Origin of the sequence: Lentisphaera marina, from assembly GCF_028745505.1 — a bacterium.
GTDB lineage: Bacteria > Verrucomicrobiota > Lentisphaeria > Lentisphaerales > Lentisphaeraceae > Lentisphaera > Lentisphaera marina.
The window spans coordinates 170,875-188,727 of record NZ_JAQZZL010000001.1 but is presented as its reverse complement, the minus strand read 5'-3'; the positions used below and the strand labels follow the sequence as shown (position 1 = coordinate 188,727).

Sequence of the window (17,853 nt, the reverse complement as noted above, 5' to 3'; positions counted from 1 at the left end):
CTAGGAAATATTTAGAGACTTCTTAATGACTGATCAGTTTAATACGCGTAAAACACTTCTTCTAAGAGCAAAGGATCCCAATGATCAGTTGGCCTGGAATGAATTTGTTGAGTATTATTCCGGCTTTATTGAAATGCTTTTGCATAAGATGACGATTCCCACTCAGATCCACGATGATTTGAAGCAGGAAGTTCTTATAAAAATATGGAAAGCTCTTCAAGGGTATGAATCGCGAGAAAGTGCTAAGTTTCGTACTTGGTTAGGTACGGTTATTCGTCATGCAATTCTAGAATATATGCGTGCTTATCGCAAGCGAGAAAATCGTGAGCTCGAACTGAATATTGTAGATTTAGAGCAGGAAGGTGAAGAAAGAAGTCGCATTGATGAGCTTATCAATGATGAATGGGTGAATTATATGGTGAAGCATGTGGTTGAACACTTAAGACAGTTTTTTTCGGGCAAGGCAATAGATGTTTTTTTATTGAGCTCCAAGGGCTTAAAGACACAGGAAATCAGTGAGCAGTTAGATATCCCGGTGAACACTGTGTATGTCTTGCGAAATCGAGTCAAAGATCGTTTGTTGAATGAAATGAATAATTTGCGTCAGGTTCTAGAGTTTTAAGATGGATAGTTTTTTATCATTATACGAAGAATCGGAAGATTATGAGGAAGGTGTAACGGTAAGCTCTCCACTCTGTGATCAGTTGCCGATCACTGCTGATGAATATTCACAGGAAGTCCTTATTGCCACAGGTGGGATGAAGAAGATCTACAAGGTATTCTGTAATAGTACTCATCGTTATATAGCGAAGGCCTGTCTTAATGATCCCTCAAAAGTAGAGTTGCGCGATGCCTTTATTCGCGAAGCGCGACTTACCGCTTTACTTGACCATCCCAATATTATCAAGATCTATCAAATAGCTTTATCAAAAGCTCGCGAACCTTTTTTTACGATGGAGTTGAAAACAGGAGCTAGCCTAGAGGCTTTTCTTCAGAAAGAGGATGATAGAAATATTTTGCTCGGGATTTTTATTAAAATATGTGATGCGATTGCCTATGCGCATTCCCGGCGCGTTCTTCACCTAGATCTTAAGCCAGATAATATTCAGGTGGGGTCCTTTGGTGAAGTGATTGTCTGTGATTGGGGCTTGGGTAAAATTATTACTCGTAAAGAAGCAGGGGATGAGACTTCGAGTTTTGAACTTGAAGCAGATATGCTCAATCATTGTACTATGTATGGTGAAGCAAAGGGGACGCCGGCCTATATGGCCCCCGAACAGCTTCAAGGAACGACTAAAGACGAGAGAACAGATATATACTCACTTGGGGCGATGTTGTACACCATTTTGAATCCCGATAGGTTGAAAGGTAAAAACCTGGATCAACGTTTAGAAGAGAGTCGTTCTGGTGTATTGTCTGATCTCGATCAATCAGATTTACCTGTGAGCCTAAAATCAGTTGTCGCTAAAGCAATGGCATTGCGATCAATTGATCGATATAGCTCGGTGGAAGATTTGAAGAATGATGTGCAACGCTTCTTAAATTCTTATCCAACAATGGCTCAGGAAGCGGGCTTCATTACTCAGCTGAGCTATTTATGGCGGCGAAATAAGTATGTGAGTAGCATTCTTGTGAGCTCCTTTTTTATCATCATTGTTTCACTTCTATTTTTTCTTAAAGAAATTAAGGAAAGCGAAAGAAATACTTTGTTAGCTTTAGAGAAATCGGAGCGTTACGCGGAAGATTTAGAAAAGACTTTGAAAGAAAACCAGAGTCTGGAAGAGTCGATAAAATACATGCCCAAAAAGATTGTGGATCGTATTTTTTCGGACAATCAAAAATATCGTGATTATCAATTATTGATGACGCCTAAGGTTTCTTTAGAGAGATCTAATCAATACCTCAAAGCGGCCTACGAGACGACTCCAGATGATATTTATTTAATTAAAGCTTTGGTAGCGAATTATTTTATTGCTATGGATTTTGCGGGCTTTGCAAATTTTCATAAAAAACACGCTGATCAGCTTCCTTTTTATGCGCCTTTTATCGAGAAAAATTTAAAAGGTCGTGATATCTCTAAGATAGAGCCTAATTTTGAAGATTTTAAGGCCATGGTAAGTTTTTGTGAACGCCTACCAGTCTTAATGGAGTTGGTGATCGCTTATAATGCTGAACGCTTTCAAAACAATCCTGGATTTCCCAAAATCATCTCATCATTGATTTTTCATTATTACCCAGAGAATGGAAATGTGGAGGTTAGTTTAAAAGATTATGAGCTTGATTTGTGGGGGCCAAAGCTGGAGTATATGACTTCGCCTATAACTCGCTTGAGTTTACTTAGGTATCTAGATTTTAAAGATTTATTTGTTGCTGATAATTCTATAATGGATGCCAAAGAATTTGCTGGGCTAAATTTGCGGAGTCTGCATTTGCAGCATACGCAAATCAAAGATTTATCGCCTTTACTTGACTTGCCGAGTCTTGATCATGTGACGATTACCGATGGGCAAATTCCCAAAGAACAATTGGAGAGTTTTTCGCGTCGCTTTAGCAAAGATTTGGTGGAGATCTACGCTGCTAGTGAAGCCGATTTCTCGGGTGGAGTGAAGACCAATTATAATCACATTAATTATACAGCGAATAAGTTTTTAGACGGTTTTTATATGAACCTCAATGGAAAGGTGAACTTTAAATTAAAGTCGGAAAAAGTTGGTGAAGAACTTCTCACTATCCGTTATTCAGCAGGCTACAATGATGCGGTGGTTTTATTTAGCGTGAACGGAGTGGAACAAGAGATCATTCTTAAGTCGACCAAAAGTTGGACGCAGTGGGCTACTCACACTTTGCCTGTTGCTATGAAACAAGGTGAGAATATTATTAGTCTGCGAATGAAGTTGAAAACCCAGCATTGCTTTAATCTAGATTACTTATCCCGTAAAATAAGTAAGTAGGGCTTACTGAATTACTCGCCTTTTGAAATGCTCATTCTCGTTAATGAGACTTATAAAACAATAAACGTGCGCGAATAGCTGCTTATAATACTGGCCGAAAAGTGACAAAAAGGCTAAAGCCTTATCCAAGTTCATCGCCATGAATACTAAAGCAATAAGTGTTTCGGATGAAGTCCTGGTTTTCGTAAAGATTCGATCGAGTTTATAGCGTCTTTTGGCTACACCAAAACAGCCCTCTACTTCATTTCTTATAGCTTCATCCTGGCGTTGTATTTCCTTTTGTTCTTCACGTAAAATCGCATCTTTGGGAGGTCTTCCAAGACTGGGTCCACTTATCCTTATTCCGTGTTTTTTACAATACGCTCGATTTTCTTTAGTTCGGTAGATTTTATCAGCATGTGCTGATTCGGGATAATAACCGAAACGCTCTTTATATTTTTCAACTTGTGAAATTAGTTCGGTTCCTTCATTATAAGAATCAAAACTAATCGTATCGACAAAGGTCCAGCCATCGACGACACTGATAGATATTTTAGCTCCGAACTCTGTATGAGCTCCAGCTTTCCCGCGAACAATGGGACGAATATGTGGTTGGTGAATACTTACAATGCGATCATCAACACTTGTTACTTTATTATCATACATGTATTGCTGTTGTTGATAAAGTGTCCCGATCACCAGTAGTTCGCGGTATAAACTAGGTTTCAATAGCCCCAGATCGGCATGCTTTTTGAGTTCATTTATACTAGCGAGGTTCCTCCTTACACAATGAAGTTGTCTATTAATCACTTCACGCCTTTTCTTTTTCGATACACGTTTTTTTAGGACAACACTTAAAAAGATTTTTCTGCCGTCTTCACGATAAGTCCGAGGCTTGACCTTATCTTCGGTATTAAAGCGATGACGCCAAAGAATATCGATGATTTCTTCAGTTTTTTCGCGGGCTTTGTTTAGTAAACCAAGATCTGTTGGATAGTGAATATCAGCAGGGACACAACTAGCGTCAACAATTAAAGCACCCTTATTTGACGGAGGATCATTGTCTGAATCCTTATCGGAGTCTTCTTCTTTTGGACGTGTAGTTTTATGTAATAAATCATCAATATCTTTAATATCCTGAGCTCCAAAACGCTTTCGAAAATGAGTCATCATACTCGGATCAAAAGGTGATTCCTGCTTATATCTTTCAAACCCCAAGAAATATTGAAGGTAGGGGTTTTCAGAAATCATTTCTACAGTTTCTTCATCAGTTAAACTCAGCTTTACTTGAATGATCAGGGAACCAAATGCAGTTCTTGCAGGTAGAGCTTTGGGCCCAGTATGGCTGGTGAAATTTAGTGCATAAATTTCTTCTACATCTTTCCATGGTATTGTTGCCGCTAGCTTGACCCAGCGATTATTGATATTGAGTGTTCCGTCTAGAAAATAAGGTAGATTGGCCATTTTGGGCTCTGTGCCCGTATTTTTATACATCTTATGCAAACCTAATGATTGTTTTGAGGGGTTTTGTTTGCATGTAATATAGCATAATTACCACTTATCTCATTGACTATAAGTAATATATGACTTAATAAGTGAGCCCTAAGTAGCCAATTAAAAGAAATCCTGTTGAACTAGGCAATAAAAAACCCGAGCCATTCGACTCGGGTTTTTATTAAGAATGTTTGCTTAGATGATTACTTCTTCTCAGCAAATTCTTTTACTAGTTGGTCATGGAGTGTCTTAGGTACTTTAGCGTACTTAGCGAATTCCATCGTGTACTCAGCTTTACCCTGAGTCATTGAGCGAAGCTCACCAACATAACCGAACATCTCTGAAAGAGGTACTTCTGCAGAAATCTTACAGAAAGCTTCGTCTTCAGTTGTACCAGTGATGATACCACGACGTGAGTTGAGGTTACCCATTACAGTACCTTGGAACTCAGTTGGAGTTTCGATATCAACAAGCATTACAGGCTCAAGGATGATTGGGTTAGCTTTGCTGTATGCTTCGCGGAAAGCGCCACGTGCAGCAAGTTGGAATGAAATGTCATCCGAGTCAACATTGTGGTAAGCACCGTCTTGGAGGTCAACCATAACGTTAACAACTGGGAAACCAATAAGAGCACCCTCTTTAAGGCAACCACGGAAACCTTTTTCACAAGAACTGATGTATTCTTTAGGAATGTTACCACCAGTAACGTTGTTTTCCATAACGAAGTCTTCTTCAGTAGTCTTAAGAACACCAACAACTTTACCGTACTGACCACGACCACCAGACTGTTTCTTGTGTGAGTAGTCGAAAGGTGAGTCTTGCTCGATAGATTCGCGGTAAGCTACCTGCGGCTGACCAACTTCGAGGTCAACTTTGTATTCACGCTTCATACGTTCAACATAGATCTCGAGGTGAAGTTCACCCATACCAGAAATAATTGTTTCGCCAGATTCTTCGTCAACACGAACGCGGAAAGTTGGGTCTTCTTTACCGAAACGGTTAAGAGCCTTAGAAAGGTTACCAGAAGTTTTACGGTCGTTAAGAATGAGCTTCATGTCGATTACTGGAGCAGGAACGAACATAGAAGTCATGTTGTAGCTAAGGTCACCGTTAGTGAAAGTAGTACCAGTAGCACAGTCAATACCGAAAACAGCAACAATGTCACCAGCTTCTGCAACAGAAATATCTTCTGTGTCAGCAGAGTGAACGCGCATGAGACGACCAACAGTGTGTTTCTTACCGTTAGTCATGTTGATCATTGTGTCGCCTTTAGCGATTTTACCTTGGTAAATACGCATGTAAGAGAGCTGACCGTATGCACCGTCTTCAAGTTTGAAGATGTAACCAACAAATTCTTTTGAAGCGTCAGATTCAAGAGTTACAGGCTCTTCGTCTTTATCGAGGTCGAAAGCAACATTTTCAACATCGTAAGGAGAAGGGAGGTAGAGAGAAACAGCGTGGAGAAGCTTTTGAACACCAACGTTCTTGTAAGCAGAACCACAGAAAACAGGAGTTAATTCAAGTGATAGAACACCTTTACGTGCAGCTGCGTTGAGGTCTGCCTCAGCAACGTCTTCACCTTCCATAACAGCTTCCATGAGGTCGTCATCGAATTCACAAACAGCTTCAAGAAGCTCTTCACGTTTTTCTTGAGCGTGGTCAAGGAGGTCAGCAGGAATTTCGTCTTCGATAAGGTTTTCACCGTTGTCGCCTTCGAAGTAGTAAGCTTTCATCTTAACGAGGTCAACCACACCTTTAAGTGCAGATTCAGCACCGATAGGTACTTGGAACATAACAGCGTTGTGGCCAAGCTTAGTACGGAGCTGCTCAGTTACGATGTAAGGAGAAGAACCAGGGTTATCAAGTTTGTTAACAAAAGCAATACGTGGAACATTGTAACGCTTCATCTGACGGTCAACAGTGATAGACTGAGACTGAACGCCTGAAGTACCACAAAGAATAAGGATAGCGCCGTCAAGTACACGTAGTGAACGTTCTACTTCAATTGTGAAGTCAACGTGACCAGGAGTATCAATAATGTTAATGTTGATTTCGTTACCGCGGTCATCGTTCCACTGAGCGAAAGTACAAGCAGAAGTAATAGTAATACCCTTCTCTTTTTCGAGCTCCATGTGGTCCATAGTTGCGCCAACACCATCTTTACCACGTACTTCGTGGATAGCGTGGATACGGCCAGTATAAAAGAGAATACGCTCGGTAAGAGTAGTTTTACCAGAGTCAATGTGTGCAGAAATACCGATATTTCTTACATTGTCGAGTGGTCTAGACATAATCGTCAGTTCCTTGTTTAATGTTTTGTTATTCAAAATATTTACATCTATATATAGACGTTAAAAATCGCTCGTGAATGTAAACCGATTTTTAGCCCTTGCAAATTGAAAAATTCGCTCTTTCTTAAAATCACTTTAAAAGCCCGAAATGAGCTGAGTTCCAAGACTTAATATTGAAGAGAGATTAGTTATGCTTTGTGTTGTTTCCCCTGCAAAAACTTTAGATTACGAGAGCCAGGTACCTACTGATAAAATTAGTCAGCCCCAATTTGTGGGAGAAGCTGGAGAACTCATTAAAGAACTCCGAAAGCTTAATGCTGCGGATATCGCAAACTTGATGAAGTTGAGTGAGAAATTATCGACTTTGAATGAACTTCGTTTCCTTGAATGGAATGAAGAGCAGGCCTTGCCTGGAGCACGTCAAGCAGTATTTGCCTTTAAAGGGGATGTTTATACAGGGATGGATCCGTATTCATTTAATGAGCAAGAAGTCGACTTGGCGAATCAGCATTTACGTATTTTATCAGGTCTCTATGGTTTATTGAAGCCGATGGATTTGATTCATCCGTATCGCTTAGAAATGGGGACGAAGTTTGCCAATTCAAAAGGCAAGAACCTCTATGAATTTTGGGGAGATAAGATTACTGATGCGATCAATGCAGAACTTGAAGTAGGGGGGCATAGTCATTTTGTGAACCTCGCCTCAAATGAATACTTTAAGTCGGTGAAGAAAAAGAATTTAGCCCGTCCAATGATTGAAGTTGATTTTCTTGATTGGAAAAACGACAAGTACAAAATCATCTCGTTTTATGCCAAGAAAGCTCGTGGCATGATGGCGGCCTATATCATAAAAAATGATTTAAAGAAGCCTGAAGATTTGATGAACTTTGACACAGCAGGTTATGCGTATTGCCCAGAACGTAGTACAGAAGATAAATATATTTTTACTCGCAAGCAGTAATGAACCTATTTGAAGATATTCCTCAAGAGTTACCTGAGGAATTATTGACGCCTTTACTGGATAAAAAGAAGGTGCGTATTGAACGTATTGTCTCGCAAGGTCATTGCTCAGATCCTGATTTTTGGTATGATCAAGTGGAGCACGAGTGGGTAAGTGTTTTGCAGGGTAGTGCCGAGCTTGAATACGAGGATGGCTCAGTGAAAACTTTAAGCACAGGAGATTGCGCCTTTATTCCCGCGCACCTTAAGCATAGGGTGAAATGCACTTCGCTAGAGCCAAAATGCATTTGGTTAGCAGTTTTTTTTGCGGAGGACGCAAATGAGTGAGTGGAAAGAGTGTATAGAGCAGGCTGAGCTGATTTTTGCGACGTACGCAAAGCTTTTTGGAGAAAGCCTGTTGGATATTGAGTCTGGCGATGACTTACTTGAGGAAATGTATTTTGCGGACTTCGCAATTCTCTCACACGGAGTGCAAGATGACCCCATTTTTAATTTTGCCAATCAATTTGCCTTGGATAAGTTTGAGCTCAATTGGGGGCAAATGATAGAGTTGCCATCCCGTTATTCTGCGGAAGCTCCCAATCGCGAAGAACGTAAGGAACTTTTAGATCGAGTGACTAAGTACGGTTTTATTGATGATTATCAAGGAATACGAATTTCGTCCACGGGAAAACGCTTCTTAATCAAAGAAGCGAAGGTGTGGAATTTAGTCGACGAAAAAGGTGTCTACCGCGGTCAAGCGGCAGCCTTTTCGAAATGTGAGGATTTAAGCTAGAACTAAAAAAGTTTTTTATACTTGTGGCAGTAGGGCTGTTTACGGTGCTTGAAGTAGTAGTCTTGGTGATAGACTTCGGCAGGATAGAAAATAGTAGCTTCTTTCAATTCAGTCGCAGGCTTGAGCCCCTTGTCTTTCAAGATCTGTAAAAGCTTTTCTATTGTAGCTTTTTGCTCGTCGTCAAAGTAGAAGACGGCAGGCAAATATTGTGAGCCAATATCTGGGCCTTGACCATTGGCTTGCTCTGGATTGTGAGTTTCAAAGTAGAGTTTGGCTAAGGTCTCGTAATCTGTTATGTCGGGGTTGTAAACGACTTCTACAGCTTCGTAATGACCTGTTAATCCCGTGCAAATTTGTTTATACGTTGGGTTCTTGACGTGTCCACCAATATAGCCCGAGGTTGCAGAGAGAACGCCAGGAGCTTTTTGGAGCCAATATTCAGTTCCCCAGAAACATCCTGAAGCAAAAATGGCTTTGGCTTTCTTGGGCTCGGGCACAACTTTTGGTAAATCATCGCCGTCTTTAATGAATTTCATAGAGAGTGAGTTGACGCAATGACGAGTATTCTTTTGCGTAAAGCCTTCGCCTAAAAAGACATGGCCTAAGTGACCATCGCAGTTTTTACAAAGGATTTCTGTACGGCGTCCATCGGCATCGGTTTCTCTGCGAACGGCATCCTTAATTTCATCGTCAAAGCTAGGCCATCCACAACGTGAGTCAAACTTGTCGTCTGATTTGTAGAGAGGGGCATTGCACTTTCGGCAGATGTAAGTGCCTTTGGCTTTGTTGTTAGTGTATTCGCCAGTGAAAGGACGTTCAGTGCCTTTTTGTTCAATGACGTAAGCTTCTTCTGGGGTGAGTTTATTGTAGGACATGATGGTTTTTCCTTTGTCTGGGGAATCATTCTTTGCGTTTTCAGCAAAACAAAAAAATTGAAGTAAAAAGATTAGGCTAATGATTTGGAGGCTTTTTTGCATGGGGTCACCTATAGGTTTTTGTGTCTAAAATATCATCGCAAATCATGGATAATAAGGTGCTCCATGAAGAGTCGGACCTAGCTGGAAGTGTGACGATAGGAACATTTTCAACGATGTGTAATTTTTCCTTGGCATAAGCTAGGCAGTCGGGGGTTTTGACTTCGGTACTGCAAATGGGGCATTTGCCGATCGAGCCTTCGAGGCTCATTTCTATTTTGAGTTTGTGGGTACATTTGCCACATTCAAAAGTAAAAGTGGGCTCATAACCTTCTGCGGGTTCCGATAACAAGGCAACTGTGAAGGGGACGGAGAAAACATTGCGGAGTTTTCTTATGTTTCTATGGTTGGCTTGATTAGAAGGGTTATCGAGTGATGAAATACAATAAATGATTGATGTACAGCTTGAGTAGTCTTTTTGAAGATTGCTTAAATAATGATGGTCTAGCTTCTGCGCGGTACATACTAAGTCAATTGTGGTGTGTTTATCAAAGATTAAGGTCGTTCGTTTTTCGCCTTTTCTCTGCGAGCTCGTTTTTGCGTGTACTTGAGATGAGTTGGCAGCGACTTTGAGCATTGTCTCAAAGGCGCACTTAACTGTGTTAGAGCTGTCTCCAGCTAAAATGAGTGAAGGTTGGCTATGGTCAATTAAAATTGAAGCGCTCGCGTAGGGGACTTCGCTTAGTTCTTTGCTTAGTGGAAAGCGGAGTTTGCTGAGATCTTCTTTGCATTGTGCAAGGCTGTCCGTTGTGCGGATGGCGCGAAGTGATTGGCCATTGTCTTTTGAATAATTATCAAATGGCGGTGGTGCAATTTTGATGTAACCGACTTTGATCATTTGATCGATCATTAAAGTCAGGTGACGCTGGTTAACTCGTATGGCGTCGTAAATTTCTCCAAGGCTGAGTCCCGAGTTTGCCATAGTGACGACTTGTTTGGCCACGCGGTTACTGTTTCCTGGTAGTGCTTTAGTCCCATGTTCAAAAGCGAGTTCGGTGTCGTTGAGGCGTTGTTTAGCATCGTTGTAAATGTCAACATCTAAAACACAATCCATCAGTGTCGCGGATATATTGAGTGTCTTTGGTTTTTCGACTTTATCTGGGGCGTCATCGTTTTCTGTGAATTTAATTTGTGCAAAAGGCCAGGCAAGTATTTCTGTTATGGCATCTTTACCAGTGCAGTATTCAGTATGTGCCTCAATGATCTTTCCCTTGTGCAGGATTGCTTGAGCATAGTCTTTTGAGTGTGATGCCTGTAAAATGCCTGTTGACTGTTCAGTTTCGAGGAGTTGAAGGATGCCAGGAATCTCTTTTGAATCCATTTGTGTAGAAAGTTTAACAGGGTTGTTTTTCTGTTTGATGGACCAATTCAGGAGTTTGTTGACGCGAGCTTGGAAAACGGAGGGTGAAACAGGGCTGGGAGAGTAGTCGTCGGCGCCAGAGTCGAAAAACTCTATGCACTCTTCTTCTTCTTTGTCTTGATGTCCTAGCGCATATATCGGAGTGTCATTGAAGTAGAGGTTGCTCTGCTTGATTTCTTGGATGAGTTCGAGTCCGGTGCAGTCTTCTAAGTTGCGGTCGATAATGATAAGAGCGATATCAGAAATAGATAAAAGGTGCAGGGCGCGTTCGCGTGTTTGGCGCACAAGTAAGTTGACGTCTTTTCGCTTGATCTGATCAAAGAAAAACATCCTTGTGTCGTAGTCACTTGAGAGTGCTAAGATGGTGGATTTGTTATGTGGCATGATGAAATAATAACTCCACTTAATTCAAAAAAAAAGAAAATGATCAAATACGAGAGAGTGTATTAGCTTTTTTTACAGTTATTTTCAGGCTTTATAATAATAAATTAGGTGTGAAATGTTTCCCTTTTTTAATAATCAGAATGGAAATGATCAAAAGACTTATCTTATCTGTGGTTTAGGTAACCCCGGGGCTTCCTACGAAAACACGCGGCATAATGTGGGTTTTAAAGTCATTGATTTATTTCTTGAGCAGTTCTCCTTGAAGTTGAAGAAGAAATGGCGAGCAGAGTATGCTGAATGTGAGCACGAAGGTCATCGTCTTATTTTTGTTAAGCCCATGACTTACATGAATAATTCTGGTGAAGCGATAAAGAAATTCGCAAAAAAGAATTCAGTTAAGTCTGAAGATATAATTGTGATTTACGATGAGATGAGTCTCAAGGTTGGGCGTTTACGTTTGCGTTTGGGAGGTAGTGCTGGTGGGCATAACGGAGTGAAGTCTATTTTACAGTATTTTGGTGGGGCTGACTTTTATCGTATGAGAATTGGTGTGGATCATCCTGGAAAGGGTGCAGATGTTGCAGATTATGTCTTATCGGACTTTACATTATTAGAAATGGAGCTTATTTCTCGGGCGGTATCTACGTCTGTGGATGCCGTACTGATGCTTTGCACCAAAGGGTGTGATGCTGCAATGAATACGTTCAATGGCACGGTGCCGAACGATTCAAGTCAACCGAATCAGGAGACAAAGAAATGAAAAAATATGATGCAATATTCATCTTGAATGACCGCAAGTATGAAGATGGCGGTGAAGCCTTCTCTAAAAAGGTCGAAGAGCAAATCGTAGCCCTAGGTGGCGGCGATGTTACAGTGAAAAACATGGGTAGAAAGCAGTTCGCACGTGCCATTGGCAAGCGTACTTCAGGTCTTTACCTACGTTTCTTCCTTAATCTTCCAGAAGATAAAGTAAGTGAGTTTATCGAAAGTTACCGTTTGGATAACACAGTTCTCAGAACTGTTGTTTATAACTACGAGATCCCAGAAAACCCGGTAACATTAGATCTTAATAAGTAATTAACGGTCTTTACTGGAATTAACCATGGCATCTTTTAATAAAGTATTTTTAATGGGCAATCTCACAAGAGATCCTGAGTTAAGGCAATTGGCTTCTGGTCAAGCTGTCTGTACTTTACGTTTGGCTGTTAGCCGACCTTATCGTACGGCCTCAGGAGAAAGTCGCGAAGATACTTTATATGTAGATGTAGTAGCATGGGGACGCCAAGCAGAGACATCCAACACATACCTCAGAAAGGGTTCATCTGTTTTTATTGAAGGCTCACTTAGACTCGAGCAATGGCAAGATAAGACAACTGGTCAAGCCAGACAACGTCATTCTGTTACCGCAGAGCGAGTGCAGTTCTTAAATAGCAGCAGAGGTGATGGTGGCAGTCAGCAAGGAAACTCGCAATACCAGCAAGCTGCACCTGTACCATCAGCACAACCACAAGCACCATCTTATATGGAACCAGTAGCGCCGAGTCAGGCACCTGCTCCTGCGCAGCAAAATTCTTATGCTCAGCCTCCCCAAGGACAAGCAATGAATGCAGCTCCAGTGGCAACTCCGCCAACTTTTGAAGCAGTGCAGCAAGCACCTCAAGTAGCGCAACAGGCACCCCAGTCGATGCAGGCAGAGATTCCTCCCGCACCTGTATTCGATGTAGATGACGTGGAAGACGATATTCCATTCTGAGTTTTGGAAGCAATTTAATTTATAAGGAAAAAGCAAATGGCTAATCAAAGAAGAAAATCAAAGCGTAAAAAAGCTGCAGTAAGAGCAAAAGTTTGTCGCTTCAGCGAGCAAAAAGTTACATACATCGATTTTACTGATGCAGATGTATTAAAAAAATTCATGACTGAAGGTGGTCGTATTCTTCCTCGTCGTATTACAGGTGTTAGCAAAAGATACCAAGCAATGCTTGCTTCGGCTATCAAGCGCGCACGTAACATCGCATTGGTGAAATAAGGAGTTTATCATGGCTATCGAAGTAGTACTTTTAGATAATATCGAAAAACTCGGTAAAGTTGGTGATACAGTTAAAGTGGCAAACGGTTACGCACGTAACTACCTTTTTCCACGTGACTTAGCTGTACACGCAAGTCAAGTAGTTTTAAAGCAGATTGAAGCACGTCGCGCGAAAGTTGCAGCTGCACATGAAGCTGAAGTTGCCGTAGCTCAAGAGCTCGCAGCTAAAATTAACGAAACATCAATCACTATCCCAATGCAGGCTGGTGAAGATGACAAGTTATTCGGTTCAGTAACTGTAACGGAAATTCACGACCTTCTTGTTAAAGATGGTATTGAAGTTGACCGTCGTAAAATTGCTGTTGGCGAAGCTATCAAAACACTCGGTGTACATGAAGTATCTGTGAAAGTTCATGCAGAAGTCAGTGCTACACTTAAAGTGTGGGTGGTGAAAGCATAAACAGCAGTGGAAAACAAAACTGATACTGCAGTAAATTTTGGGTCGCTCCTCTCAGGGGAGCGACCTTTACCGCATAATATAGATGCGGAAAAAGGGGTCTTGGGCTGTATGCTCAATGACCCCTCTCTCATTGTTAATTCGATGTCGATCCTCAAAACTCGTGAAGCATTCTTTTCTGCTGCTCACCAGTATATTTCGGGCGCTTTGTTCGAAATGGCAAAAAATGAAGAGGCAGTCGATGTATTAACTTTAGCCAATGCTTTGAAGAAAGGCTCAGAGCTCGTTCAGGCAGGCGGAGAAGTTTACCTACTTGAATTGATGAACTCAGTTCCTAGTACGGCAAATTTTGATAAATATTTAGATATCGTTCAAGATGCCTCTGTACTTAGACGTTTAATTAGACGCTCAAGTGAAACACTCGACCAATGTTTGCAGGATGATGCAACAGCGGGTGCAGTGCTAGATCAACTTCATAAAGAAGTTATTGATATTTCCGACAACCTATTTAAGGAAGAATCTGTTGCCTTAAAAGATGAGCTTGATGCGGCAATGGGGACAATCTTCAGACTCGCTGAAGGCGATAAAGGTGAGAGAGGTTTTTCTACTGGTTATCGCGACTTAGATGATAAAATTGGTGGTCTTAAGCGGGGCGAGATGATTGTTTTAGCCGCACGTCCATCGATTGGTAAAACAACTTTGGCAATGAATATTGCCGCGAATGTGGCTCTAGCAAATACTAGAGGACAGAGTGATAAAAACATTGCAGTGGGAGTTTTCTCGCTGGAGATGAATACGCAATCACTCGTTTTGAGAATGGTTGCCTCTGAAGCTGAAATAAGCTTGAAAGATATAGGCAACATGAATGTAACAACTAATGATTTTGCTAATATTCAGAAAGCTGCCAATATTTTGGCAGATACTGAAATTCACATTGATGATTCGGCTCAATTAGACGTAATGGAATTGCGTGCGAAATCGCGACGCATGAAAGAAAAGTTTGACGTTGACTTAATCGTTATTGACTACTTGCAGCTCTTACGAGGTCGTGGACTTAATCGCAATGCCAGTCGTGAGCAAGAAGTTGCGCAGATTTCTGGTGCGATTAAAGGGATTGCCAAAGAGCTCAACATACCTGTGATTATCTTGGCACAGATGAACCGTCAAGCAGAGCAGGGTGGGGCAAGTAAAGAAGCCGCACGACCTAAGCTGTCTCAACTACGTGAATCGGGTTCAATTGAACAGGATGCCGATATTGTTATGATCCTCCATAGAGATAGAGGTCAACAAATTGAGGAAGATCAGGCGAAAATTGAAGCCGAAGGTATAATGACAGAGCTGATTGTGGCTAAGAACCGTAATGGTGAAACGGGCATTGTTGAATTAAACTTCATGCCACAATATACAAAATTTATAGATAATGACCCCCAAGCAGGATTTGCGGGTGATTATGATAGTGATCAATTCTAGAGGGTGTCATGTTAAAACAAACGTATAAAATAATACTTATTATATTTCTATTTACTTCTTTTGCTTTGGCAAAAAATATTACGGAAGTTCAGGTGTATAATTCTAAAGGGGAAAAAATTCAATCGGGTTTTGTTCTCAATAATATTAAATCAAAACCAGGCACCACTCTATCGCCAAGAGTTTTATCAAGTGACATCCGTCGACTGTATCAAACTAATGAGTTTATTAATGTAGAAACAGAGTTTGACGAAGATGCTGGCGTCTTGAAAATAACTGTTACACGCCGTCCCAAATTGATCGAAATCCTTGTGGAAGGTAACGAAGAATTAGATGATGAAGACATTATCGACGAACTTGATTTAGTGGTAGATGAGCCTCTGGATGAAGCTGTGATGGCAGCAGATAAGCATAATATTAAAAAGCTTTACGATGATGAAGGTTACTATAATGCCGATATCTTTTTTAATGTTGAAAAGACAAACGATCCTGAAGAAGTAATTTTACGTATTGTAGTTGATGAAAAAAGTAGTTTGCAAGTTGATGAGGTGCGCTTCCACGGAAACACAGTATTTCTAGATGATGACTTAGCAGATATGATCAATACTAAGCCCAGTTTTTGGCGTTACATGTTTGATACAGGTTTTTTTAATGAGTTGATTTTTGATGCGGACCAAAAATTAATTAAACGTCAGTATAAATCGAGAGGTTATTTAGACTTTAAAATAGAAAAAGTTGTCAAAAAAGACGATGGCGAATACTTAGAGTTGGATATCTTTATCACAGAGGGGCGCCCTTATATCGTGGGTAACGTAACAATTTCTGGCAACAGTATTTACTCAACCGCTGATTTAGAAAAATTAGTGACTGCTAAGTCTGGCTTTACTTATTCAACGCTTGTGGAAGATGCCGATATTGATCGGATGACAACGAAATATCAGAATGAAGGTTATTTAGATCTGTATTGTTCAGCACAATTAAATCCCAATCCACAAACACATATTGTTGATGTCAACTACAGAATTGTGGAGGGTAAACCTTCCAAGATTAGAGATATCATTATCACAGGTAACAATGACACGAAAGAATATGTAATCAGACGAGAATTGGCAATTCAGCCAGATGATAAAGCTAATAAAGACTTGATTGATAAGTCTAAAAAGCGTTTGATTAATATGAACTATTTTGAAAAGGTGGATCTAACTGCAGTTGATACTGAAATAGAAGGTTATAAAGATCTACAGTTAAAGGTTGAAGAAAAGAGTACGGGGCAAATTGGTCTTGGCGGCGGTTTTTCTTCTGCAGATTCATTTGTGGGTAGTATTGAATTTTCTCAATCAAATTTCGATTTGTATGAAGGGTGGCCTTTTATTGGCGGTGGTCAAAGATTTCAATCGCGTGCGAAATTTGGTTCTGAGCGACAAGATTTATCAATTGGTTGGGTAGATCCATGGTTTATGGGAAAACCCTTATCTTTAAGTACATCATTTTTTATGTCGGAAAGATATTATGATGAGTATGATCAAGAAAAGCTAGGTTATGAAGTTGGTTTGACCAAAAGGTTGTCTAAATATCCTCTGTGGACCATCCGTCATGCCCATCGTTTATATCAAATTGAATTAGACATGGATGATGATGTATCTAAAGAAATGGAAGATGAAGAAACAACTGATATTTCATCAGCTTATATCTTAACTTTACGAAAAGATACTCGTAATAGTACTCGACGCCCCAATGAAGGTGGGATTATGCAATTCACGTCTGAATTACAGTCTATTGTGATCGGCTCTGATAATGAATCGGGGAAATTTAAAGTGCGTTGGACGACGTATAATGAAGCTTTTGAAGAGTCAGTGCTTAAACTACATGCCGAGGTCAATACCTTAATTGGCGATGATCCGATTTACGATCGATATTTTGGTGGTGGTATCGGTCGAGTTCGTGGTTATGATGAACGTGAATTAGGCCCAGTTGATTCAAATGAAGATCCCTTAGGTGGTGCTTCATTCCTATTACTATCAGCAGAGCTTGATGTACCATTTAATAAAACTTTCAATGGGGTTTGGTTTGTGGATGCGGGTAATGTGTGGGAAGATTCCTATGACTTTGCTGATTTAAGTGACCTCAGTTTAACTACAGGGCCCGGTCTTAGAATTAACTTACCAATTGGTGTGGTTGAACTCTATTACGGTAAACCAGTAGTCGATAATTCTGAGACAGAAGATGATTCAGGAAGCTTCCATTTTAATATGGGATACAACTTTTAGGATAAATTATGCCGTACGAAGAAATTTTAGATCGTTTTAAAGCACAGCTCAAAATCATGGGCTTAAAAGTGACGCGTGAAAGGGTGATTATCCTTGAAGAAGTTATGAAACGAAAAGATCACTTTGATGCTGATCAATTTGCTGCCGACCTCAGTGTTGGTGGTGTTAAAGTTTCGCGAGCGACAGTTTACAGAACTTTGGATATTCTTCATGACATGAAGATTGTTCACAAAACAACCCTAGGACATAAGCATCAGCATTACGAAAACATGGTAGATCGTGCTCATCACGATCACTTAGTATGCCTGAAATGCGATAAGGTTGTTGAATTTTTAGAACCACGAATAGAAGAGTTACAAGAGAAAGTTTGTCTCGATCATGGTTTTGTAATAAAAGATCATAGCTTGCAGCTATTTGGAATCTGTGGTGATTGTACAGATGATGATGCTGAAGCCAATAATTAAAGGT

General features: G+C 40.5%; 17 protein-coding genes. 13 read left to right on the top strand and 4 right to left on the bottom strand.

All coding sequences use genetic code 11. The features are described from left to right. Positions 1–25: 25 nt before the first annotated feature. Positions 26–622, top strand: coding sequence for an RNA polymerase sigma factor (locus tag PQO01_RS00850; protein WP_274312151.1), 597 nt, complete (start codon positions 26–28; stop codon positions 620–622). A gap of 1 nt (position 623) precedes the next feature. Beyond that, positions 624–2,951: a protein kinase domain-containing protein gene (locus tag PQO01_RS00845; RefSeq protein WP_274312150.1), complete on the top strand. Its 2,328-nt coding sequence runs from the start codon at positions 624–626 to the stop codon at positions 2,949–2,951. A 3-nt stretch (positions 2,952–2,954) separates the two neighbouring features. Here PQO01_RS00845 and PQO01_RS00840 read toward each other — a convergent pair whose 3' ends face one another. Then, positions 2,955–4,424: an IS5 family transposase gene (locus PQO01_RS00840; RefSeq protein ID WP_274312149.1), complete on the bottom strand. Its 1,470-nt coding sequence runs from the start codon at positions 4,422–4,424 to the stop codon at positions 2,955–2,957. A 203-nt stretch (positions 4,425–4,627) separates the two neighbouring features. Next, positions 4,628–6,715, bottom strand: coding sequence for an elongation factor G (gene fusA, locus PQO01_RS00835; protein WP_274312148.1), 2,088 nt, complete (start codon positions 6,713–6,715; stop codon positions 4,628–4,630). Positions 6,716–6,905: 190 nt separating this feature from the next. Here fusA and yaaA point away from each other — a divergent pair, with 190 nt between their 5' ends. Genes yaaA through PQO01_RS00820 form a run of 3 tightly spaced genes read left to right on the top strand, consistent with a single transcriptional unit; the run spans position 6,906 to position 8,450 of the window. Continuing rightward, on the top strand, positions 6,906–7,676 hold the full coding sequence (gene yaaA / locus PQO01_RS00830) for a peroxide stress protein YaaA (protein WP_274312147.1): 771 nt from the start codon (positions 6,906–6,908) through the stop codon (positions 7,674–7,676). Then, positions 7,676–8,002, top strand: coding sequence for a cupin domain-containing protein (locus PQO01_RS00825; RefSeq protein ID WP_274312146.1), 327 nt, complete (start codon positions 7,676–7,678; stop codon positions 8,000–8,002). Before yaaA ends, PQO01_RS00825 begins: the two co-directional genes overlap by 1 nt. Continuing rightward, positions 7,995–8,450: an MEKHLA domain-containing protein gene (locus tag PQO01_RS00820; RefSeq protein ID WP_274312145.1), complete on the top strand. Its 456-nt coding sequence runs from the start codon at positions 7,995–7,997 to the stop codon at positions 8,448–8,450. The genes PQO01_RS00825 and PQO01_RS00820 overlap by 8 nt, the downstream gene beginning before the upstream one ends. Positions 8,451–8,452: 2 nt before the next feature. Here the strand turns inward: PQO01_RS00820 and PQO01_RS00815 are convergent, their stop codons facing one another. Together PQO01_RS00815 and PQO01_RS00810 are read right to left on the bottom strand one after the other, a co-directional pair. Then, positions 8,453–9,427, bottom strand: coding sequence for a bifunctional methionine sulfoxide reductase B/A protein (locus PQO01_RS00815; protein ID WP_274312144.1), 975 nt, complete (start codon positions 9,425–9,427; stop codon positions 8,453–8,455). A gap of 4 nt (positions 9,428–9,431) precedes the next feature. Continuing rightward, positions 9,432–11,168: a response regulator gene (locus tag PQO01_RS00810; RefSeq protein ID WP_274312143.1), complete on the bottom strand. Its 1,737-nt coding sequence runs from the start codon at positions 11,166–11,168 to the stop codon at positions 9,432–9,434. A gap of 115 nt (positions 11,169–11,283) precedes the next feature. On the opposite strand from PQO01_RS00810, the gene pth reads away from it, so the two are divergent. From pth to PQO01_RS00770, 8 genes are read left to right on the top strand one after another with little or no spacing between them, the layout of a single operon-like run. After that, positions 11,284–11,928, top strand: coding sequence for an aminoacyl-tRNA hydrolase (pth, locus tag PQO01_RS00805; protein ID WP_274312142.1), 645 nt, complete (start codon positions 11,284–11,286; stop codon positions 11,926–11,928). Continuing rightward, entirely contained in the window at positions 11,925–12,245 is a 321-nt protein-coding gene (rpsF, locus tag PQO01_RS00800; protein ID WP_274312141.1) for a 30S ribosomal protein S6, read from the top strand. The genes pth and rpsF overlap by 4 nt, the downstream gene beginning before the upstream one ends. Before the next feature lie 25 nt (positions 12,246–12,270). Next, positions 12,271–12,921, top strand: coding sequence for a single-stranded DNA-binding protein (locus PQO01_RS00795; protein WP_274312140.1), 651 nt, complete (start codon positions 12,271–12,273; stop codon positions 12,919–12,921). Between the two features lie 36 nt (positions 12,922–12,957). After that, a complete protein-coding gene (rpsR, locus tag PQO01_RS00790) occupies positions 12,958–13,194 on the top strand; it encodes a 30S ribosomal protein S18 (protein WP_274312139.1) in 237 nt (78 codons plus the stop codon). A gap of 10 nt (positions 13,195–13,204) precedes the next feature. Beyond that, positions 13,205–13,654, top strand: a complete 450-nt coding sequence (rplI, locus tag PQO01_RS00785; protein ID WP_274312138.1) for a 50S ribosomal protein L9 — start codon at positions 13,205–13,207, stop codon at positions 13,652–13,654. A 6-nt stretch (positions 13,655–13,660) separates the two neighbouring features. After that, the gene (gene dnaB / locus PQO01_RS00780; protein ID WP_274312137.1) at positions 13,661–15,121 is read left to right on the top strand and encodes a replicative DNA helicase; all 1,461 of its coding nucleotides are present in this window, start codon (positions 13,661–13,663) and stop codon (positions 15,119–15,121) included. Positions 15,122–15,129: 8 nt separating this feature from the next. After that, a complete protein-coding gene (bamA, locus tag PQO01_RS00775) occupies positions 15,130–17,385 on the top strand; it encodes an outer membrane protein assembly factor BamA (protein WP_274312136.1) in 2,256 nt (751 codons plus the stop codon). An 8-nt stretch (positions 17,386–17,393) separates the two neighbouring features. Continuing rightward, complete coding sequence (locus PQO01_RS00770) at positions 17,394–17,849, top strand: Fur family transcriptional regulator (protein ID WP_274312135.1); 456 nt, start codon at positions 17,394–17,396, stop codon at positions 17,847–17,849. Positions 17,850–17,853: the final 4 nt, after the last annotated feature.